Source organism: Kribbella shirazensis (genome assembly GCF_011761605.1).
Classification (GTDB): domain Bacteria; phylum Actinomycetota; class Actinomycetes; order Propionibacteriales; family Kribbellaceae; genus Kribbella; species Kribbella shirazensis.
The window spans coordinates 4,700,356-4,720,336 of sequence record NZ_JAASRO010000001.1; the positions used below are offsets into that span (position 1 = coordinate 4,700,356).

General features: G+C 70.6%; 17 protein-coding genes. 8 read left to right on the forward strand and 9 right to left on the reverse strand.

Annotation, left to right across the window (positions count from 1 at the left end; all coding sequences use genetic code 11):
* Nucleotides 1-155: 155 nt before the first annotated feature.
* Nucleotides 156-2,519: a glycoside hydrolase family 3 N-terminal domain-containing protein gene (locus BJY22_RS22780; RefSeq protein WP_238350433.1), complete on the forward strand. Its 2,364-nt coding sequence runs from the start codon at nucleotides 156-158 to the stop codon at nucleotides 2,517-2,519.
* Nucleotides 2,520-2,523: 4 nt separating this feature from the next.
* The gene (locus BJY22_RS22785; RefSeq protein WP_167209904.1) at nucleotides 2,524-3,579 is read left to right on the forward strand and encodes a LacI family DNA-binding transcriptional regulator; all 1,056 of its coding nucleotides are present in this window, start codon (nucleotides 2,524-2,526) and stop codon (nucleotides 3,577-3,579) included.
* Here the strand turns inward: BJY22_RS22785 and BJY22_RS22790 are convergent, their stop codons facing one another.
* The 3 genes from BJY22_RS22790 to BJY22_RS22800 are packed head-to-tail and all read right to left on the reverse strand — an operon-like array spanning nucleotide 3,580 to nucleotide 6,213.
* The gene (locus tag BJY22_RS22790) at nucleotides 3,580-4,236 is read right to left on the reverse strand and encodes a hypothetical protein (RefSeq protein ID WP_167209906.1); all 657 of its coding nucleotides are present in this window, start codon (nucleotides 4,234-4,236) and stop codon (nucleotides 3,580-3,582) included.
* Nucleotides 4,233-5,048, reverse strand: coding sequence for an ABC transporter ATP-binding protein (locus tag BJY22_RS22795; RefSeq protein WP_167209908.1), 816 nt, complete (start codon nucleotides 5,046-5,048; stop codon nucleotides 4,233-4,235). Before BJY22_RS22795 ends, BJY22_RS22790 begins: the two co-directional genes overlap by 4 nt.
* Nucleotides 4,960-6,213: an MFS transporter gene (locus tag BJY22_RS22800; RefSeq protein ID WP_167209910.1), complete on the reverse strand. Its 1,254-nt coding sequence runs from the start codon at nucleotides 6,211-6,213 to the stop codon at nucleotides 4,960-4,962. The genes BJY22_RS22795 and BJY22_RS22800 overlap by 89 nt, the downstream gene beginning before the upstream one ends.
* A gap of 59 nt (nucleotides 6,214-6,272) precedes the next feature.
* Between BJY22_RS22800 and BJY22_RS22805 the strand changes: the two genes are divergently transcribed.
* Complete coding sequence (locus BJY22_RS22805) at nucleotides 6,273-7,223, forward strand: ArsR/SmtB family transcription factor (RefSeq protein ID WP_167209912.1); 951 nt, start codon at nucleotides 6,273-6,275, stop codon at nucleotides 7,221-7,223.
* Here the strand turns inward: BJY22_RS22805 and BJY22_RS22810 are convergent.
* Complete coding sequence (locus BJY22_RS22810) at nucleotides 7,220-9,625, reverse strand: glycoside hydrolase family 3 protein (RefSeq protein ID WP_167209913.1); 2,406 nt, start codon at nucleotides 9,623-9,625, stop codon at nucleotides 7,220-7,222. The genes BJY22_RS22805 and BJY22_RS22810 overlap by 4 nt on opposite strands.
* 46 nt (nucleotides 9,626-9,671) lie before the next feature.
* Here BJY22_RS22810 and BJY22_RS22815 point away from each other — a divergent pair, with 46 nt between their 5' ends.
* Genes BJY22_RS22815 through BJY22_RS22835 form a run of 5 tightly spaced genes read left to right on the forward strand, consistent with a single transcriptional unit; the run spans nucleotide 9,672 to nucleotide 13,369 of the window.
* Nucleotides 9,672-10,256: a TetR/AcrR family transcriptional regulator gene (locus BJY22_RS22815; protein ID WP_167209915.1), complete on the forward strand. Its 585-nt coding sequence runs from the start codon at nucleotides 9,672-9,674 to the stop codon at nucleotides 10,254-10,256.
* Between the two features lie 3 nt (nucleotides 10,257-10,259).
* Entirely contained in the window at nucleotides 10,260-11,072 is an 813-nt protein-coding gene (locus tag BJY22_RS22820; RefSeq protein ID WP_167209917.1) for a CPBP family intramembrane glutamic endopeptidase, read from the forward strand.
* A gap of 40 nt (nucleotides 11,073-11,112) precedes the next feature.
* Nucleotides 11,113-12,429, forward strand: a complete 1,317-nt coding sequence (locus tag BJY22_RS22825; RefSeq protein ID WP_167209919.1) for a DUF1266 domain-containing protein — start codon at nucleotides 11,113-11,115, stop codon at nucleotides 12,427-12,429.
* Nucleotides 12,430-12,467: 38 nt separating this feature from the next.
* Nucleotides 12,468-12,806: a hypothetical protein gene (locus tag BJY22_RS22830; RefSeq protein WP_167209921.1), complete on the forward strand. Its 339-nt coding sequence runs from the start codon at nucleotides 12,468-12,470 to the stop codon at nucleotides 12,804-12,806.
* Nucleotides 12,807-12,847: 41 nt separating this feature from the next.
* Nucleotides 12,848-13,369 (forward strand): GNAT family N-acetyltransferase, encoded by a 522-nt coding sequence (locus BJY22_RS22835; RefSeq protein WP_167209923.1) that lies wholly within the window; start codon nucleotides 12,848-12,850, stop codon nucleotides 13,367-13,369.
* Between the two features lie 22 nt (nucleotides 13,370-13,391).
* On the opposite strand, the gene BJY22_RS22840 is transcribed toward BJY22_RS22835, so the two are convergent.
* From BJY22_RS22840 to BJY22_RS43030, 5 genes are read right to left on the reverse strand one after another with little or no spacing between them, the layout of a single operon-like run.
* Nucleotides 13,392-14,123 (reverse strand): amidohydrolase family protein, encoded by a 732-nt coding sequence (locus BJY22_RS22840; RefSeq protein WP_167209925.1) that lies wholly within the window; start codon nucleotides 14,121-14,123, stop codon nucleotides 13,392-13,394.
* Nucleotides 14,117-14,845: an amidohydrolase family protein gene (locus tag BJY22_RS22845; protein WP_167209927.1), complete on the reverse strand. Its 729-nt coding sequence runs from the start codon at nucleotides 14,843-14,845 to the stop codon at nucleotides 14,117-14,119. The genes BJY22_RS22840 and BJY22_RS22845 overlap by 7 nt, the downstream gene beginning before the upstream one ends.
* Nucleotides 14,845-16,074 (reverse strand): DegT/DnrJ/EryC1/StrS family aminotransferase, encoded by a 1,230-nt coding sequence (locus BJY22_RS22850; RefSeq protein ID WP_167209929.1) that lies wholly within the window; start codon nucleotides 16,072-16,074, stop codon nucleotides 14,845-14,847. Before BJY22_RS22850 ends, BJY22_RS22845 begins: the two co-directional genes overlap by 1 nt.
* A 23-nt stretch (nucleotides 16,075-16,097) precedes the next feature.
* Entirely contained in the window at nucleotides 16,098-18,062 is a 1,965-nt protein-coding gene (locus BJY22_RS22855; protein WP_167209931.1) for an NHL repeat-containing protein, read from the reverse strand.
* Nucleotides 18,059-19,909, reverse strand: a complete 1,851-nt coding sequence (locus BJY22_RS43030) for an outer membrane protein assembly factor BamB family protein (protein WP_167209933.1) — start codon at nucleotides 19,907-19,909, stop codon at nucleotides 18,059-18,061. Before BJY22_RS43030 ends, BJY22_RS22855 begins: the two co-directional genes overlap by 4 nt.
* Nucleotides 19,910-19,981 lie beyond the last annotated feature (72 nt).

A 19,981-nucleotide genomic window follows, 5' to 3' on the forward strand; every position in this document is an offset into this window, starting at 1 on the left:
AACAACAGACACTTTGGGGTCACAGTGAGGTCACGTAAATCCCTGCTGGAGCAGGCGATTGACCAGACGTGACGGATCGGCCGGGTTGTCCGGCGAGCTTCGAAAACTTTTCGATAATTGCTCTCCGAAACGAATGAGCATCAAGGGAGATTTTCTTGTCCATCGATTCTGACCGGCCGTGGCGCGACCCGTCCCTGCCCGCCGATGAGCGGGCCGGCCTGCTGCTGGCGGCGATGACTCTGGAGGAGAAGATCGCCCAGCTCGGCAGCCGGTGGGCCGGTAACGACATGGGCGAGCCCGAGCTCCCCGCCGACGAGACGATCAACGTCGCGCCGATGGAGGACGTCTTCTCGGTCGGCGGCTCGCCGTCGCTGGAGGACGCGAGCCGCGAGGGCCTCGGTCACCTGACCCGCGTCTGGGGCAGCTACCCGCAGACGGTCGAGGAGGGCATCGCCGAGGTGGTCCGGCAGCACGAGGTGGTGCTCGACGGATCGCGGCTCGGCGTGCCCGCCATCGTCCACGAGGAGTGCCTGACCGGGTTCACGACGTACGGCGCGACCGTCTACCCGGCGTCGATCGCCTGGGGTGCGACGTTCGACCCGGCGCTGGTCGAGCGGATGGCCGCCGCGATCGGGCGGGACATGGCCGCGGCCGGTGTGCACCAGGGGTTGTCGCCCGTCCTCGACGTGGTCCGCGACTACCGCTGGGGCCGGGTCGAGGAGACGATGGGCGAGGACCCTTATCTGGTAGGGATTCTGGGGTCGGCGTACGTGCGCGGTCTGCAGGGCGCGGGGGTGCTCGCGACCCTGAAGCACTTCGCCGGGTACTCCGCCTCGCGCGCCGGGCGGAACCACGGACCGGTGTCGATGGGCCGGCGCGAGTTGCTGGACTTCATCCTGCCGGCGTTCGAGACCGCGATCGCGACCGCCGGCGCCGCGTCGGTGATGAGTTCGTACGCCGACCTCGACGGACTGCCCGCGAGCGCGGACCCGTGGCTGTTCACCGACGTACTGCGTGACGGGTGGGGCTTCGAAGGAACGGTCGTCTCGGACTACTGGGCGGTGCCGTTCCTGGCATCGATGCACCGGGTTGCCGCGGACAACGATGCTGCCGGGGCGCTCGCGCTGACGGCGGGGACGGATGTGGAGCTGCCGGACACGATCGGGTACGCCGGTCTGCTGGACAAGGTGAAGGCGGGGGAGCTGCCCGAGGAGCTGATCGACCGCGCCGCGCGGCGCGTGCTGGTGCAGAAGGCCCAGCTCGGGTTGCTGGACGAGGGATGGACACCGGAGTGCTCTGTCGAAGCCGGCTCGATCAACCTCGACTCGGAGCAGAACAGGGTCATCGCCGCCGAGCTGGCCGAGAAATCGGTCGTGCTCCTCGACGCGGGTTCGGTACTTCCGCTGACCGATCTCAGCAAGGTTGCGGTTGTCGGGCCATGCGCAGACGACCCGCGCACGTTGATGGGGTGCTACGCGTTCCCGAACCATGTCCTCCCGCGATACCCCGAGCGTGGGCCCGGGATCGAGATCGCCTCACCGCTTGATGCCCTGCGCAACGAACTGCCCGGTACGGATCTCACCTACGCCAAGGGCTGTGCGGTCATGGGTGACGATCGCTCCGGCTTCCCCGAGGCTGTGGCGCTGGTCCAGGACTCGGAGTTGTGTGTCGCGTTCGTCGGTGACCTGTCCGGGTTGTTCGGGCACGGTACGTCCGGCGAGGGATGTGACGCGGAGGATCTGCGGCTGCCCGGCGTACAGGGGGAGCTGCTCGACGCGCTGCTCGGCACCGGGAAGCCGGTTGTGCTCGTCGTGGTGTCGGGGCGGCCTTATGCGCTGGGTGAATACGCGGACCGGGTCGCCGGGCTGGTGCAGGCGTTCCTGCCCGGGCAGGAAGGGGCGGCGGCGATCGCGGGTGTGCTGAGCGGACGGATCGTGCCGAGCGGGAAGCTGCCGGTGCAGCTCCCGCGGCATGTCGGCGGGCAGCCCGGTACGTACCTGCAGCCTGCGCTCGGGAGTGTGGAGAGCGCGGGCATCAGCGGGCTCGAGACGCGGCCGTTGTACCCGTTCGGGTACGGGGCGTCGTACACGGACTTCACGGTCGCCGATCTCCGGCTGAGCGTGCCGGAGATCGGCAGTGACGGCGAGTTCACCGCCACGGTGCGGGTGGCGAACACGGGCGACCGGGGCGGCGACGAGGTCGTGCAGCTGTACCTGCGCGACGTCGTCGCCCGGGTCGCGCGGCCGTTGAAGCTGCTGACCGGGTTCGCGCGGGTCACGCTCGAGCCCGGCCGGGCGGCGGACGTCACGTTCCGCGTGCACGCCGATCGCACGGCGTACACCGGGCCCGACCTGCGGCGGATCGTGGAGCCCGGGGACTTCGAAGTGATGGTGGGCACGTCATCGGCGGACCTGCCGTGTCGTGGCATGCTGCGGATTACCGGAGATGTGAGGGTGGTGGGGCACGACCGCGTCCTCACGACGCCGGTCTCGATCAGCGAAGCTCCCGGAGGAGGGTGATGAGATGACGCGGTTGAAGGGTCGGGTGACCCTGGCGACCGTCGCCGGGTCGGCCGGCGTCTCGGTCGCCACGGTCTCCAAGGTGCTGAACGGGCGCAGCGACGTCTCACCGGCCACCCGCGCCCGGGTCCAGGAGGTCCTCGAGCGGCACGGGTACGTCGGACGGCGTCCGGAGCCCGTGCAGCGGGACACGGTCGAGCTGTTCTACCAGGGCGTGGTCAACGCCTATTCGGTCGAGGTGATCCAGGGCGTCGTCGAGGCCGGTCAGGCCGCCGGTGTCGACGTCGTGCTGAGCTCCCATCCGAGGCATCCGCCGACCGCGAACGCGGCGGCGTCCGGCCGGGCGGCGCCCTGGATCCGGCACCTTGTCGGGAGCGGCCGCCGGGCGGTGATCGGCATCACCAGCGAGCTGTCCGACGCCGACCTCGCCGCGCTGTCCCGGGCCCGGCTGCCGCTGGTCGTCATCGACCCGGCGAACACTCCGGAGCCCGGTGTCACCAGCGTCGGCTCGACGAACTTCGCCGGCGGGATGGCCGCGACGCAGCACCTGCTGTCCCTCGGCCACCGCCGGATCGCGTACGTCGGGGGCAAGCCGACGTCCGGGTGCAACCAGGCGCGGATGAGCGGGTACCGCAGCGCGATGGAGTCGGTCGGCGCCGCGGTACCGCCGGAGTACATCTGGCTGAGCGACTTCCTGTACGACGACGGGCTGGCCGGCGGCACCAAGCTGCTCGACCTGCGCGACCGGCCGACCGCGATCTTCGCCGGCAGCGACGAGGTCGCGCTCGGGATCCTCGAGGCGGCGCGGGCGCGCGGTCTGCGGGTGCCGGAGGACCTCAGCCTGGTCGGCTTCGACGACACCGAGGTCGCCCGGCTGGCCTCGCCGCCGCTGACCACGGTGCGGCAGCCGCTGCGCGAGATGGGCGCGGTCGCGCTCCGGACCGCGCTGCAGCTGGCCGCGGGCGAGCCGGTCGCGTCGCACCACGTCGAGCTGGCGACCTCGCTGATCATCCGCGGCTCGGCCGCACCGCACGGCCTGTCGTCGATCGCCGCGTCCTGATCAATCCCTGCGGTCCGCGACGGCCCTGGTCGCGAGGACGGCGGCAGCCAGCAGGATCGCGGACACCAGCGCCAGCAGCGTGAGCGGTACGGCGTTGGCGCCGGCCGGCTTGTCGTTGGACAGCACGGTCATGATCGGCCGGATCGGTGAGCTCCAGCGCAGCAGCAGGACCAGGAGGATCACGGCCGCCGCGGTGAGCATCGCGATCCCGATCCGCGGGATCACCAGTCGCGAGCAGAGCAGGCCGATCGCGACCCCGATCATCGCCGCACCGAGCTGCGCTGTTGCGCCGACGCCGAGGTCCGCGGCGGTCACGACGTGCTTGCCGGTGACGATCGGGTAGACGAGGCCGATCACCAGCAGCGGCACGCACCAGGTGATGACGACGGCGACCGTGATCGCCAGCACGCGTAAGGAGCTGCCGATCATCACCAGCGTGATCTTGTGCTGGGTGGGGTCCTCGTGATTCACGATCGCGACCGTCAGCCAGGTCGTGCAGACGAGCATGGCCAGCACGCAGAACGAGTACGACGACTGCAGCGGACCGTTGTCGGACGTCGTACCGACGGCCATCGAGGCGAGGAAGATCAACGTCGGCGGGAGGTACCGCTGGGAGAGCAGGACGCTGGTCAGCAGGTAGCGGTAGAGCGCGCTCACTCGGGATTCACCTGCCGAACGGTGAGGACCGACCAGCCGTGGTTGAGGGCGGTGAGCAGCGCCGCGTCGTGCCGGCCGGTCGGCAGCGTCACGGTGACGGCGGCCTCGGTACGCCGTACCTCGACGACGTCGGGGTGATCGTCCCAGTCGATGGCGGCGCCGGGGATCAGCCGCAGCTCGGTGAGCTCGGTCTGGTGGCGCAAGGCGGTGAGCCTGCCGTGATCGAGTTCGCAGACCCGGGTGGCGGTCGAGCGGACGACGTCGGCGGAGTGCTCGGTGAACGCGACTGCGGCGCCCTGTTCCGCGGTCTCGGTGAGGAGTTCGCGCAGGGTGGAGTGGGCGGTGGCGTCGAGGCCGGACCAGGGCTCGTCGAGGACGAGCAGCTGCGGTGGATCGAGCAGCGCCTGCGCCAGCGCGACCTTCTGCGCGTTGCCTTTCGACAGCTTCCGCATCGGGGTGTCCGCCCCGCCCGAGAGCGCGAGCCGGTCGAGCAGCGCGTGCGCGCGGTCCCGCGCCGTACTCGTGCTGAGTCCCCGGATCCGTCCCATGTGCGTCAGGTACGCCGCCGCGGACAGCCGGTCGTGCGACGTGAAGACGTCCGGCACGTAGGCGACGACGCGGGCGTTGCGCCGTACCGTTCCCGCGGACGGTCGCGACAGCCCGACCATCAGCCGCAGGACGGTCGACTTGCCGGAGCCGTTCGCGCCGACCAGCGCCAGCAGCTCACCGGCGTTCAGGTGCAGGTCGACGTCCGCCAGGATCTCCCGGCGCCCGTACCGCTTGGAGACCTTCCGCAGCCGGACCACTTCCATGCGGCGAGCCTATCCGGGCGAGCGGTCGGGTCAGGGCGGCGGAGACCACCAGGGACGCGACGGCGAAGGCAGTCATCACCGGAGCGGCCGACGTCAGGTCGGCGAGCGCACCGGCCAGAATCGCGACCACGCCGAACGTCGTCATCCGCAGCGCGGACTCCAGCCCGAGAACCTGGCCGCGCAACTCGGCCGGAGTGAGGTCGACGAGGATCTCCTGCTGCGCGAGCGACGCGGCGTAACCACTGCTTCCGATCGCGACCAGGACGCAGAGCACCGCGAGTGGGAGCTCGAACGCGAACCCCAGGAACGGTACGGCCAGCAGGAACCGCAGCCAGCGGGCCACGACGAGCCGGCGCCGCCGGGTGAGGTAGCGGCCGACGACGAGGTCCCCGGTCATCATGCCCGCGGCTCCAGCGGCCAACAGCCAGCCCGCACGCGGACCGGCGTACGGGACGAAGAGGGCTTCGCAGCCGACGATCAGGCCGTTGGGGAGTGCGAGCGCGAGCAGCAGCGGACGAGTGCGGCGTTCGGCCAGCAACCGCCGGTTGCCGCGCCAGGTCTCGGCGAGGCCGGTGCGCGCAACCCGGCGCGGCGCGCGGTCCTGCAGGCCGAACCGGATGACCGGTACGGCGAGGAGGGCGCAGCCCGTCGCGATCCACAGCACAGTCGACGGGCTGACCGCCTGCAGGAGGACGCCCGCGACACCGAAGCCGGCGATCTGCATCGCGCCGACCGACAGGTTCATCGCGGACCGGCCGAGGACGAACTGGTCGGACCGCACCACCTCGCCGAGCAGTCCCCAGCGGACGCCGGCCCCGATCGAGAGCCCGTAGGCGACCGCCAGCGAGAGGACGAGCCGGAGGCCGGGGGACAGGTCGACCGCGGCTTGGATGCCGACCGCAACGGTCGAGAGCGCCGCGAGCAGCGTCAGCACCCGACGCGGCCGGGCGGTGTCCGCGGCGGACATCAGCGTGGACACACCGAGCACCTGGGCGAGCGACGGCCCGAACATGATCGTCGCCGCGAGCAAGGCGGACCCGGTGGCGGCGTCGACCAGGATCGCGAGCGTCAGGCTGGTCATCGTCGACGACGCATTGCCCAGCGCGCTGCTGATCCACAGGTTCCGGAACTCCCGGTTGGCGAAGATCGCGCGGTACGTGCTCATGGCCTGCAGCATCGACCTCCGTCCGTGCGTCGCCTACAGTTTCGGGTGGAGGCGAAACGTTGTCCGAGTTCCTGGTCGATGCCGACACCCTCGCGAACGCGCGGTTCGGTACGTCGCAACTCACCGAGACGGTGTCCGCGCTCAAGCTGCTGCGCGCGCCGGTGGAGCCGTGGTTCCGGCCGTGGAAGGACGCGCACAGTGCCGCGTTCCAGGCCGCGGTGGCGGCGAACCCGGTCTGGAAGGCACTCCTGGACAGCGCCTTCGGGCGGAGCTGGGTCGCGGACTTCCTGACCGTGCCGCCGCTCGAGCCCGACCTCACGCTGGAGGCGGAGCTCGCGTACCTGACCTCGCTCGACGACGACCACATCCGTGCGGACCTGAGCGTCGTCCGGACACCCCTGCCGTCGGTCCTGGTCTCGTCGTCCGGGCTCGCCGCGGAGGCGGCGGAGTTGCTGCGCTGGGTGTGGCGGACGACGGTCGAGCCGGACTGGCCGCGGCGGCTGCGGGTCCTGCAGGCCGACATCGTGTCGCGGACGTCGCGACTCAGCGAGCAGGGTTGGTCCGGAGTACTGCGTGGGCTCGGTCCGGACGTGCGCTGGCTCGGTGACGGGCGGATCCAGGTGAACCGCTGGGACTACCCGGTGACCGACGTTCGCGGGCGCGACCTGATGTTCATCGCGGCGCACACCCAGCGCGTCAACGTCAGTTGGCGGCTGCCGGACCGGTTCGCACTGACGTACGCCGTGACCGGCATCTTCGCGACCACCGCGACTCCCGGCGAACCGTTGGTGCAGCTGCTCGGCCGCAACCGCGCCCGCATCCTGGTCGAAGCGGCCGAGCCGGTCAGCACGACATTGCTGGTCGCCACCACCGGTCTGTCACTCGCCACCATCTCCGACCACCTGCGTGTCCTGACCGACGCCGGGTTGCTGGAGCGCCGGCGCTCCGGACGGTCGGTCCTCTACTGGCAGTCCGACACCGGCCGCCGCGTGGCACAACGGCCGGGTTAAGGAAGCTGGAGCTCGGCAGAGAGCGGTAGGTCCGAGACCGACGAGCCGGCTCGGATCGTGAAGGTTCCGGGTTCCGTGGTCCAGCCGTCGGCCCAGTGCTCGAAGGCATGCTCGTGCAGTTGCACCGTGATTTCCCGGGCCTGGCTCGCGTCCAGCCGTACGACGGCGAATCCGGCCAGCCAGCGCACCGGACGGTCGACGGTGCTGCCGGGACGTTCGACGTACACCTGGACGACGTGCTTGCCGGCGCGCTCGCCGGTGTTGCGGACGGTCAGCGCGACGGACGACGGATCGTTCGCCCGCAGGTCCGACAGCTCCCACGTGGTGTAGCCCAGACCGTGCCCGAACTCGTACGCCGGCTCGGTCCCCGCCTTGAGCCACGCGCGGTACCCGATGTGGATGCCCTCGTCGTACCGCAGTACCCCGTCCTGCGGCGTGACGTCGATGACCGGTACGTCGTCCTGTGTACGCGGCCATGTCGTGGGAAGACGCCCACCCGGCTCGCTCCGGCCGAGGAGCACGTCGGCGAGCGCGTCGCCGTACTGCTGACCACCGAAGTACGTCGCCAGCACCGCCGCCACGTCGTCCCGCCAGGGGAGGAGCACCGGGGAGCCCGCGTTCACGACGACGACTGTGCGCGGGTTCGCGGCCGCGACCGCGCGGACCAGGTCGTCCTGGCGGCCGGGGAGCGCGAGCGTGGTCCGGTCGTACCCTTCGGACTCGACTCGCGCATTGGTGCCGACGACAACCAGCGCGACGTCGGCGGCACGGGCCGCCGCGACCGCCTCGTCGATCAGGACCTGCGGGTCGTCGTCGCCCGGCTCCACGCCGATCGTGACGGCCATCGCCTCGGCGAACGCGCCGTCGTGCTTGGCGAGTTCGAGCTCGACCCGGAGGTCGATCGGTTCGCCGGCGGTGACCTCGACGGGCGTGGAGACCGACGGCGGCGCCAGCACGATCTCGGCGGGATCGGTGCCCTCCGGTACGGCGGTGAGCTCACCGGCGAGCGCGCCGTCCACGAAGATGCGGCCGAGCCCGACCGACGCGAAGCCGAGCCGGATCGTGCCGGTTTCGGACGGCGTGTACCGGGTGTGGAACTCGAACGTCGACGTCCTGCCGATCGGCGCGGCACCCCCGATGTACACGAGCCTGCTGGCGAACCGGTCCTCGGCGAACAGCTCCGATCCGTCGGCGTCCAGGAACCGGACGCGGGCGCCGGGACCGCCGGTCGCCGGGTTGGTCATGGCGGACGGCGACAGCTCGGCGACACCTTCCTGGACGACGGCGCCGATCGCGTAGGTGATCTCGGCGCCGGGCAGCGCCGCCCGTACGCCGTCGAGCGGTGAGACCACCGACTCCGGGATCACCGTCGCGCTGCCGCCGCCCTGGGTGCGGGCGTCGCGGGCGTTGTGACCGATCACCGCGACCTTCGTCAGCGCCTCCGGACGCCAGGGGAGCGCACCCTCGTTCCGGAGCAGAACGGTGCCCTCCGCGGCCGCCGTACGGGCGAAGGCGACGCCGTCGACGGACGGCGGATCGGCCGGCTTCGCGAAGCCCTCGAGCGCACCGACGCGGGCCGCGAGCGAGAGAATTCGCCGTACCTTGCGGTCGATCGCGGCTTCCTCGATCTCGCCGGAGCGGACGGCGTCGACAAGCGCGTCGCCCCAGGCGCCGACCGGGCCGGGCATCGCCAGGTCCTGCGCGTGCTTGGCGCTCTCCAGGCTGCGTACCGCGGTCCAGTCGCTGACGACGACGCCGTCGAAACCCCAGTCCGTGTTGAGCGGGGTCTCGAGCAGGTCGTTCTCCGACGCGGTCGCGCCGTTGATCGAGTTGTAGGCGCTCATCACCAGCCACGCGCGGGACTCGGTGACGGCCTTCTCGAAGGCGAGCAGGTAGACCTCGCGCAGCGTGCGCTCGTCGACCGCGACGTCCGCGGTGAAGCGGTCGGTCTCGAAGTCGTTCGCCACGTAGTGCTTCGGGGTGGCGCCGACGCCGAGCTCCTGGACGCCGGCGACGTACGCCGCGGCCAGGTCGGCGGTCAGGACGGGATCCTCGCTGAACGCCTCGAAGTGCCGGCCGCCCAGGGGCGATCGATGGAGATTGATCGTCGGGCCGAGGACGACGTCGACGTCCTTCCGGCGGGCCTCGAGCGCCGACACCACGCCGTACCGGTGCGCGATGCCGACATCCCAGGACGACGAGAGCGCCGTGGCCGACGGGAGGTTGAGCGACGGGTCCCGCTCGTCCCAGACCGCACCGCGGACGCCGCTCGGGCCGTCGGACAGCACCATCGACCGCAGTCCGATCGAGGGCAGCGGATGCGTGGACCAGAAGTCCTGGCCGGTCAGGACCAGGACCTTCTCCTCGAGGGTCAGGCGGCCGAGGAGATCGTCGAAGTTCATGCCGGAAACTGTACGCGCGAAAACCAAGTGATGCTAGGTTTTGGGTATGGCTGGTTCCCGGGGTCCGTACGCGAAGGGCGTCGCGAAGCGCGCCGAGATCCTGCGGGCGGCGCTGGAGGTGATCGCGCGGCAGGGGTACCGGAAGACGTCGACGCGCGAAGTGGCCGCTGCGGCCGGGCTGAGCGAAGCCGGGATGCTGCACTACTTCGGCTCGAAGGAGAAGCTGTTCGAGGCTGTCCTGCGAGCGCGGGACGAGGCCGACCTGGCCCGGTTCGACAGCGCCGACGCGATCGGCAACCTGACCGCGATCGTCCGCCACAACGGATCGGTGCCGGGGCTCGTGCAGCTCTACTCGACGTTCTCCGCGGAGGCGGGCGACCCCGAGCACAGCTCGCACGAGTACTTCGTCGACCGGTACGCCGGGGTTCGCCGGGCGCTCGCCGACGCGGTCCGCGCCCGCCAGGCGGCAGGCACGTTCGACTCTGCGGCCGACCCGGATGCGATCGCGACGCTGCTGATCGCCTTGTCCGACGGCCTCCAGGTCCAGTCGCAGTACGACCTGGACACCGATCCGGGCGACGTGTTCGATCACCTGCTCGACCTGCTGGGTGGAGCCGCGCGGGATAGTTGAGGCATGACGCGCGCCGCCGAAGACCCGCCCCGACCGGCGGACGCAGTCGACTCTGGTGACTTCGGTGTGAGTCGGCGGGTGCTGACGCGGGAGGTCTGGCTGGTGCTGGCCCTGTCGCTGGGAGCGTCGGCAGTCGCGGCGATCATCTCGCTGACGGGGGTGCTGACGTCGGGGAAGGCGATCAGCGGGCAGACGGCGGTGATCGTAGGCTCCCGGGCGCCGGGGCGGCCGTGGCTGGACCTGGCGTGGCAGGTGTTCGCGGTGGTGACCGCGCTGGTGCCGGTCGCGCTGGTCGGTCACTTCCTGGCGCGCGGCCGGGAGTCGTTCCGGACGATCGGGTTCGACCTGCGGGACCGGATCCGCGATCTCGGACGCGGTACGGCGGTTGCGGCCGCCGTCGGCGGAGCGGGGCTGCTGTTCTACATCGGCGCCCACGCGACCGGCGCGAACCTAACCGTCGACCCGTCACAGCTGCCCGGCAACTGGTGGCGGATCCCGATCCTGATCGCGGTGTCGGCGCAGAACGCCGTACTCGAGGAAGTCATCGTGCTCGGCTACCTGAACCACCGTCTCGACCAGCTCGGCTGGTCGGTCGGACGCGCGACCGCGACGAGTGCGCTGCTGCGTGGGTCGTACCACCTCTACCAGGGCCTTGGCGGCTTCGCCGGCAACGTCGTCATGGGTGTGATCTTCAGCTACCTGTACCGCCGCTGGGGCCGCGTGATGCCGCTCGTCGTCGCGCACACACTGATCGACACGGCCGCCCTCATCGGCGCCACGTACCTGCTGGGCCACGTCTCCTGGCTGCCGAGCTGAGCGCGATACCTGACCCGCTGCACCGCGTAAGTTCTGGGGCATGTTTGGGAAGGACAAGAGCCCCGGATCCTTCGACGACGTCGACGTCGTCAACGACCTGGTCGATCTCGGGTATGCGGTCGGCGAGGCGGATGACCACGACGAGGTGCTCCCGCGGATCGAAGAGCCGGCCGACGGCCCCTGGGTGGCGCCGACGCCGGTCGAGAGACTGCTCTACCGGGACAAGGACGACCCGGATGTCTCCGGTTACCTGTCGATTCTCGCGACCGCCGGCGTCTACCACCCGGTGGCGATCACACACGCCCACCAGGAGCCGGCGAAGCGGCAGCCGATCATCGCCGAGTTGGGCGACGGGCTACGCGCGCTGTCCGTCTACACCGTGGACGTGCTGCCTCGCCCACACCCCAAGGTTGTGTACGAGTTCACCACGCTGCGCGGCCTGGTCGAGATGCTCAGCGACGTCGACGTCCTGCTGGTCAACCCGGAGACGCCGTGTCAGAACGCCCTGCAACTCGGCGACAAGATGCTCCAGCTGATGCTGCAGATGCATGACGAGTACTGGGAGCCTGGCTACTTCTCCGGCCGCATCATCACTCGTCAGAGCAACGCCACCGAGCCCGGCTCTCTGCTGCACGGCCTGGCCTGCGGCGCACAGCTCTGCATCACGAACGGCTACGCCTGGAACACCACGGAGCACCACGGCAACGGCTACAGCGCGGAACTCGCGCTGGTGGAGAAGTGGTGGGACGTCAAAGTCCGCGACGATTGGCAGGAGATCCAGCGTCGGCTGCTGGACCGCGAGGTCGGTACGTCGAGCTGGGACGACGTACTGCACGCCCGGAACATGCTGATCGAGCACTTCGGCGGCCCGGTCGACGGTGCCCAGTGGCGCCAGTACGACGAGTCGGCGATCCGCCAGCACGTCGCGCAGTCCGGCGCTCCCGTTCGTCCGGGCACGAACCCCGAACTCGACAGGGTCATAGCGGCTCGCGGCGAGTTGATCCTGATGGTCCTCCACTGCGAGGAGCGCCTCCGCGAAGACGGCCTGATCCCCGACGGCAGGTACGTCCGCACAACCGCAGCCTGGGACCTGGGCCGCGCCTCCGCCATGGCCCGCTGGGGCCGGAGCACCCGCTTCTGCACCCAGGCCGAGATGTTCGACGCCCTCCGCGAGCTCAGCCAGGAGGCCCAACGCCGCTACGCCTCGTGGGAGGAGTTCGGCGTCGGCTACCTCCTCGGCCGCTGCATCCAGTTCGACGGAGACTTCTCCCGGAACTGGTACACCGAGGCCCGCGACAACCATAAGCTTCTCCTCAGCAACGAGCAGAGCCCTTGGGTGACTGTCCCGTTCCGTTAGGGCGTAACCCGAGGGGCCCTCGACGGGTTGTTGGTGACGTGACAGTCAACGGGGAAATCGCAAGTCCGCCCACCACAAGTCCGCCCGAGATCGATGCCGGTCTCGCGGCCGCGGCGCTCGCCGTGTTCGCGCACCGGCACGAAGTCGTCCATCTGCTGTACGCCGCCGTCGACGAGCCGGACGCGCTCGCCCGGATCGGCGGTCTGCTGAAGATCGACGAGGCCACGATCGCGCGGGTCCTGGACCAGCCGCTGCGCTGGATGCTGCCGCAGTTCCGCTCCGAGCTGGAGACGATCGCGGCGACGCCCGGCGGCACCGCCGCACCGGTGGCGAAGCCGCCCGCACCGGCGGATCTGGAGTCGGCCGCGGTCAAGTAGCCCGGCGGACGACGCACCGTTCCAACGCTTAGGTTGGTGCGGTGCACAGGTATGGGCGGGACCTTCTGGAGATCGCGGACGAACTCACCACGGCGTACGTCGAGGTCTTCACCGCGCCACCGTTCGAGCATCGGGACCCCGAGGAGACCCGGAGGGCGTTCCGGAAGCGGCTCGAGGCGGATGTCGAGCGGGACGGGTTCCAGGCGTGGATCGAGCGGTCCGGCGACGGGCGGATCGCCGGGTTCCTGACCGGCTGGACGACGCCGGCACCGTTCCGGACCGACCGTTCGTACGGCAGCGTCCTGGACCGGCTCGGAACCGAGCAGGTCGAGGCGCTGCTGATCGGCGCCTTCGAGGTGGACGAGCTCGGCGTGCTGCAGCACGCCCGCGGTACGGGTCTGGCCCGCCGCCTGCTCGAGGCGGCCGGCGCGGCGAACCCACGGGCCTGGCTGCTGGCGTGGAACCAGAACCACGACGCAATCGCCTTCTACCGCCACCTCGGCTGGACAGAGCCGGAGGTCCGCGGCCCCGAACACGACATCGTCGTCTTCGTCAGTCCCTGACCCGACCGGCCCGGCGGTGCGGTCAGAGGCCGAACAGCTCGGTGGCGTTGCGGTGAGTGATGGCCTCGTGCTCGTCGGGGGTGAGGTCGGCGGCTTCCAGGGCGCCGAGCGCCACCGACGGGTCGATCAGCGTGGCGTCGGTACCGAACATCATCCGGCCGGGGCCGATCCGGTCCAGGATCCAGCGAATCCGGTTCGCGTCCGGGGCGGACCAGCACGGCTCGAACCAGATCCGGTCGGAGCGGTCCGCGGCCTCCGGGACCCGGGGCCAGCCGGGCGCGCCCATGTGACCGGCGATCACCCGCGCCCCGGGGACCTGGGCGGCGACGTCGGCGAGATCGACGACGGTGTCGTTCCAGGTGTGCACGAGCGTGGGCAGGCCGTACTCCGTGGTGAGCTCGATCGCCGCCTGCATCGCGGGCGAGCTGACCGGCGTCCGGCTGTACTCGCTGTGGATCTTCGCGCCGACCCAGCGTGTCCGGCCGTCCCCCGCGAGCAGCTCGTCGAGATCGGTCCGGGCCTCGTCCAGGCGCCGCGGGTCGACGACGACCATGCCGCGCAGCCGCGGGTCGGCCGGGAGCTGTTCGGCGAGCGAGCGGTTGCCGGCCGGGGCGTCGTACACGATGGCCTCGATCGCGGAGACCAGTTGGAGGTCGATGCCGAACCGGTCGAGCCCGTCAATGTTCACGTCGATGCTCGCGACGTCCATCGAGAAGAACCACGGACCCCAGTGGGCGTGTACGTCGATCAGCATGCGGGCTCCAGCAGGGTCTCGAGGCTGCGGCTTCCGGCCTGGGCGATCTCGTCCGCGCTGAGCTTGGAGGTCAGCAGCCGGCGGATCACCGAGCGGGTCTCGTGGAACGGCGTCCGGCAGCCGAGCACCAGCCGCTCCGCGCCGACCTCCGCGGCCACGATCTCCAGCGAGTCCGGACCGGTCAGCATCCGGGTCGACGTGTGGAACCCGGGCTCCGAGCGGGCGAGGAGCACGAAGTCGCCGAGGTAGTAGAAGTGCGTGTCGAGGAACACCACCCGGGCCCCGAGCCCGCGCAGTGCCGGTCCGACCTTCCGGACGTCGCCCTCGGTGAAGATCGTCAGGCCCGCGTCGACGAGCAGCCGCACGACATGCCCGAACGCCGGGTACCCGGGCTCGACGCTCTGCGCGGCCGGCGCCAGCCGGACCGCCCGCGGCGGCGTGTCACGGGCCAGCTGCCGCTCGAGCTCCTTCTCCGCGCCGAGCGGGTCGCGCAGGTCCAGCACCGGGCACATCGCCCACCCGTTGCCGTCAGCAACCTGCCGCGCCTCGTCGTTCCCGGACGGTACGTCGAAGTGCACCGCCCGCAGCGCGGACACGACGCCGCCCGAGATACCGCTGTCGGTGAGCACCTTCGCGACGTTCTCGGGCCGCCCCCAGCGGCCCGTCGTCACGTCGTGCCCGACCAGGATGTCGCAGTCGAGCAGCAGGGGAGAGTCGGTCATCATGCCTTCCGGGCCAGGGCGTGGTGGACTTTGCGGATCGCCGTGACGATGTCGTCGACGTCCGCGTCGGTGTAGTTCTCGTTCCAGGGCAGGACGAGCAGGCGGTGGTTGATCAGGTCCTCGGCGTTCGGGCACAGGCCGTCCGGGTACGAGACGTCCTGCAACGGGAACCCCGACCGGCCGTACGTGATCCGCTCGCGGACCGCGGGTGCGGCGTACAGCGGGCTGGTCAGGTACCCGCCGTTCGCCGGCACTCCCTCGGCGGCGAGCGCGGCGGCCCACTCGCGCATGTCACCGGCCGCCTCGGAGACGATCAGCGGGTACTGCCAGTACACGTGGTCGTGCCCGTCGGGCGGCGCCGTGATCCCGTCCAGGTCCGCGATCGCGGCCGTCGCCCGGAGTGCCGCCGTACGACGATCCTCGACGACGCCGCGCAACCGGTTGAGCTGCGCCCTCGTCACCGACGCGACCAGCTCGGTCATGCGGTAGTTGAGCGCGAGGAACAGGTACGTCCGCTCGTCGGTGTCGCGCGGCCAGCCCTTGTCGGCGAACAGCCGCATCCGGCGGGCGTACTGCGCGTTGTCGGTGACGGTCAGACCGCCGTCGCCCGCGCTGATGTGCTTGGTCTGCTGCAGGCTGAAGCAGCCGATGTGCCCGATCCGTCCGACGTACGTGTCGCCGACCGGCGCGAGGTACGCCTGCGCGCAGTCCTCGATCAGCAGGATCCCGTGCCGGTCGCACAGCTCGCGCAGCTCCCGGACCGCGGCAGGCTTGCCGAACAGGTGGACGACGATGACGGCCTTCGTCCGCGGGGTGATCGCGGCGGCGACCGTCTCCGGGGTCAGGTTCCCCGTGATCGGGTCGACGTCCGCGAACACCGGCACGGCGTTCTGCATCATGATCGGGAACACCGTGCCCATGTCGCTGATCGGCGTGGTGATGATCTCGTCACCCGGATCAGGGTTCACCGCCGCGACCGCCAGGTGCAGGGCCGCCGTACCCGAGCTGCAGGCGACCGCGTGCCCGGCGCCGAGCAGCGAAGCGAACTCCAGCTCGAGGGCCGGGACCTCCGCGCCCCAGGTGGCCGACAGCATGCCGCTGCGGAGCACCCGCTCGACCGCCTTCACCTCGTCGTCGCCGAAGCGCCGGCCGGTCGCGTTCATCACCGACGGCAGCGGGGCCGTACGCACCGGCGTCCCGCCGTCGCGGGCGAGCTGACTGTTGTCCATCTCGGCAATCCTCCGGTAGGTGCTTACGGCAACGGCAGTTGGACGAGATCGCGGTCGGCGAGGCCCCAGACACTGTGCTCTGCGCCGCGCACCGGCGTCAGCTGCGGCACGGTGTACCACCCGTCGCCGAGCTTGTTCACCAGCAGCTTCGCCGAGCTGAGTCCCGGGCCCAGCTGATACAGGTTCCCGCCGAAGTTCGTCTCACAGTAGACCCCGGTCCGGTCGGTGTAGATCTCGCCGTAGCCGGACAGCTTGTTCGCACCGCGGACGACCTCTTTGGTCTGCAGGTCGTACGTGAACCAGGCGCCGCTGGTCCGCTTCAGGACGCCGTACAGGACGCCGTCGTGGACGGCGACGCTCTGGATCGAGCGTTCGCCGGCGAGTGGTTCGACGGTCCAGAGCAGCTCACGGCGGCCGAGGTCGAAGGCCGCGATCGCCGCCGAGGTCCGCGTGGGAGTGATGCCACCGCCGCCGACGACGTCGCCGCCGATGTAGGCGATACCGTCGACGATCGAGACCGTCATCACGCTCTGGTCGGGAAGGATGCCGTACCGCACGTCCATCTCGCCGGTGCGTACGTCGAGCAGGGTGAGCGCACCGGTCAGCTTCCCCGTACCGGGCGCGGACGCGATCGCGAGCAGCTTCGAGTTCTCGTCGTACGCCGCCTGCCAGGGGCGGATCTGCTGATTCCCGATCGGGCCGAAGCTGTGCACCTCCTTGCTCCGGGGGTTGATGCGGACCACCTCGGTGCTCGGGTACAGGGCGGAGTACAGCTCGCCCTGCAGCCAGGTCAGTGTCTTGGCCTCGCCGGCGACGCGGAACCGCCGAGTCGCGCCGGTGCCGATCGCGTGCTCGGTGACGACCCAGTGCCCGCCGACGTACACGTGGGGATCGCCGGTCACGATCGACTGCGGCTTGTCCGGCGCGGGCGTGAACCCGGCGTCGACGAGATCGAGCAGCTCGAACTCACCGGTGGTGACGTCGAGCCACCACAGCACGCCCGACCCGGTCGCGCCGAGCAGCGTGGTTGCGTCGAGCAACACGAGGCGGCGGTGCTCGTCGGACGGTGCAGGCGTCGCGATGGCGGTGAGACTCGTGTCCTGCGGCCCGCAGGACCAGACCGTCCCTGACGTCCGGGTCGTCAGGTACGCCGTGCCGTCCGGTGCGACCGTGAGCGAGTCGACGCTGGACTGCCCCGCCGGCAGCGGCACGCTGCGTACGTCGCTGCCGTCGAGCGCCATGCTCAGCAGCGCGCGACTGCTGCCGACGTAGATCCGGTCGCCGGCGCCTGCGAACGGGCCGAAGAACTGCCCGCGGGACGCCTCGGGGGTGAGGTCCCGGAAGACCTTGGTGCCGCGGTCGTAGCCGACGAGCTGCGGCGGCGTGTAGATCCCGGCGAACATATGGTTGCCCGCGGCACCGACGTACCGGCCGTACTGCGCTCCGGGGACCGGCGCCCCGAGGTGCGTGGCCGTGTTCGTGGCGGGATCGATCTGCCACACGGCGCCGTTCGGATAGCTGACCGCGAACACCTGGCCGTCGGGCGCCGTCGTCATGTCCCAGACGAAGCCGCCAGGACCTGCCAGAGCCCCCACGTGGGTCACGGATCCGTCAGCCGGGTCGAAACAGTAGACGTCCGCAGTGGGGTAGAGCCCCGCGTAGACCTTGCCCGCGGCAACGGTGATGCCCCAGCCGCCTTCGCCGGTCGGCAGCTCGACCGTCCTGGTGACGCGGCGGGTGGTGAGGTCGATCTCGGACAGCCGGGGCGGGACGATGCCGCGACTGACGACGTAGGCGTGGCCGTCGTGCACCGCCATCGCGACGACGGCGGCGGTGACGACCGCCGCACCGAACCTGGGCAGCGTGGATCCGTCGATGGGTCCGTCCTCCGCGTGGGCGGTTGTGGGGACTGTTGCGGGGACCGCGAGTGCGGTCACGGCGCCGGTCGCGAGCGCGCCGGCGAGCGCCGTACGGCGGGAGATGGTCATCGGAGTCCTCCGATACGGACCAGGTCGCGGCCCTTGATCGTGTAGAGCGCTTCGCCGTCGTGCGAGGTGGTGATCAGCGGGTAGCCGTAGATCTGCGCGCCGAGTCCGTCGACCACGGTGCTCACGGTCGGAGCGCCGGTGGCGTTCGGCGTGATCTTGAAGACGCGTTTGCTGTCCGTGCCGTACAGGCCGGAACGGGCGATGACCAGCCGGGTCTGGCTGCTGCCGAGCGTGGCGCTGGTCAGGAGCTTGCCGGTGCGCGGGTCGAGGACGGCGAGACGCCCGTCGTCTGTGGTCGCGTACAGGAGGCCCCGGTAGTGCGCGATCGAACTGTAGCTCTGCGCGCGGGGGAGCGCGGGGGTCTCCCACAGCACCTGGTTGCGGCCCTGGTCGAAGGCGACGACGGTTGCCTCGGGCAGGATCGGGTCGGTGCCGAGGCTGTTCCGGGTCGCGCCGCCGAGGTACGCGACGCCGTCCGCGGTGGTCAGCGAGCGGACCGACTGGTGCGGTACGACGCCGCGGTGCACCTCGCGCTGCCCGGTGTCGAGGTGCTGCTCGACGAGCGTGCCGTCGTACTTGCCGTAGTCGGGCTCGGTGGAGAGCAGCCACGTCTGCGAGCGCTCGTCGTACGCCGCGTCCGTCGGGCGGGTCTGCTCGTTGCCGATCTGGCCGAGCTCGTGCAGGTCGGAGCCGTCGGGTTTCATCTGCCAGAGGCGGGCCAGCGTGTAGACCCCGAGATACACGCTCCGGCCGACCGGCGTCATGGTCTTGGCCTCGCCGGGCAGGAACGTCCGGGTGCTCGAGCCGGTCGCCAGATCGTGGACCTGGATACCCGCCTTGCCACTGACCAGCACGGACGTCGGTGTCGCGGCGATCGCCATGCCCTGCTCGGGCGCCGGTGGCAGCCCGGCCTGACCGAGGTCCGTGCCGGTGAACGTCCCGGTCGCCTCGTCGAAGTCGACGACCTGGCTGGTGAGCTCGGCCCGTATCGTGCTGCTCGTGGAGCCGTCGACGAAGATCCGGTTGAAGTACGCGCCGTCGTACGGCGAACCGAGTCGCGTCAGCGTGTTGTCGCGGTACCGGTAGAGCGTGCCGGAGGGCCGGGTACCCAGGTAGACGTCGGCGCCGGCGATCGTGATCGCGGTGATGTACTGGTCGCCGCCGGGGGTCTGCACCTCGACCGGGTTGCTCAGGTCGGTGGTGTCGAAGACGAGCATGGTCCCGGTGGGGGAGAGGCTCACGGCGAGCTTCGTCCCCTCGAGGGCCATGGTGGCGACGAACGTGCGGTCCGCGTACTGCGCGGGGAGGACGTCGCGGCGGGCGCCGGTCGCTCGGTCGATCGCGACCAGGTGAGCCTTCGTGCCGACACCGGCGTAGATCGTGGTCGCGTCGGCGGCGATGCTGCGGACGTACTGCTCGCCGGGGAAGGCCGCGCCGTACGTCCTGGTGGCCCCGGTGGCCGGGTCGTACTCGTGCACGCCGCCGTCGGGGTAGGTGCCGGCGACGATCCTGCCGTCGGGCGTCGCGGCGATCGACCAGATGAACGAGCCGAACTGGGCGACCTTCGCGGCGCTGCCGGTGGTCGTGTCGACCTTGTACAGGTCGCCGGGGGTGTAGAGGCCGATGTACAGGTCGGTGCCGATGTGGGCCATCGCCCAGGCGCCGGCGCCGGTCGGCAGTGAGAACTTGCGGTCGACGAGCTTGCTGACCGGGTCGAACGCGCCGACCTGGACGGGCGAGACGCCGGAGGTGATGGTCCAGATCCGGTCGCCGACCTGCTCGGCGACGCTGGTCGAGGTGACGGCGGACGCCGGACCGAGGTTGGTGACCGTTGGAGTTTCGGTCACGGCCGGAACAGTGGCACCGGCGGGAGCGGGAACGCTCACCAGTCCTGTGCAGATGAGTAGAGCGGTGATCAG

Coding starts and splice junctions, on each gene's coding strand:
- BJY22_RS22785 (WP_167209904.1), top strand. CDS start 2,524: ATGACGCGGTTGAAGGGTCGGGTGACCCTGGCGACCGTCGCCGGGTCG.
- BJY22_RS22795 (WP_167209908.1), bottom strand. CDS start 5,048: ATGGAAGTGGTCCGGCTGCGGAAGGTCTCCAAGCGGTACGGGCGCCGG.
- BJY22_RS22800 (WP_167209910.1), bottom strand. CDS start 6,213: ATGAGCACGTACCGCGCGATCTTCGCCAACCGGGAGTTCCGGAACCTG.
- BJY22_RS22810 (WP_167209913.1), bottom strand. CDS start 9,625: ATGAACTTCGACGATCTCCTCGGCCGCCTGACCCTCGAGGAGAAGGTC.
- BJY22_RS22815 (WP_167209915.1), top strand. CDS start 9,672: ATGGCTGGTTCCCGGGGTCCGTACGCGAAGGGCGTCGCGAAGCGCGCC.
- BJY22_RS22820 (WP_167209917.1), top strand. CDS start 10,260: ATGACGCGCGCCGCCGAAGACCCGCCCCGACCGGCGGACGCAGTCGAC.
- BJY22_RS22825 (WP_167209919.1), top strand. CDS start 11,113: ATGTTTGGGAAGGACAAGAGCCCCGGATCCTTCGACGACGTCGACGTC.
- BJY22_RS22840 (WP_167209925.1), bottom strand. CDS start 14,123: ATGCTGATCGACGTACACGCCCACTGGGGTCCGTGGTTCTTCTCGATG.
- BJY22_RS22845 (WP_167209927.1), bottom strand. CDS start 14,845: ATGACCGACTCTCCCCTGCTGCTCGACTGCGACATCCTGGTCGGGCAC.
- BJY22_RS22850 (WP_167209929.1), bottom strand. CDS start 16,074: ATGGACAACAGTCAGCTCGCCCGCGACGGCGGGACGCCGGTGCGTACG.
- BJY22_RS22855 (WP_167209931.1), bottom strand. CDS start 18,062: ATGACCATCTCCCGCCGTACGGCGCTCGCCGGCGCGCTCGCGACCGGC.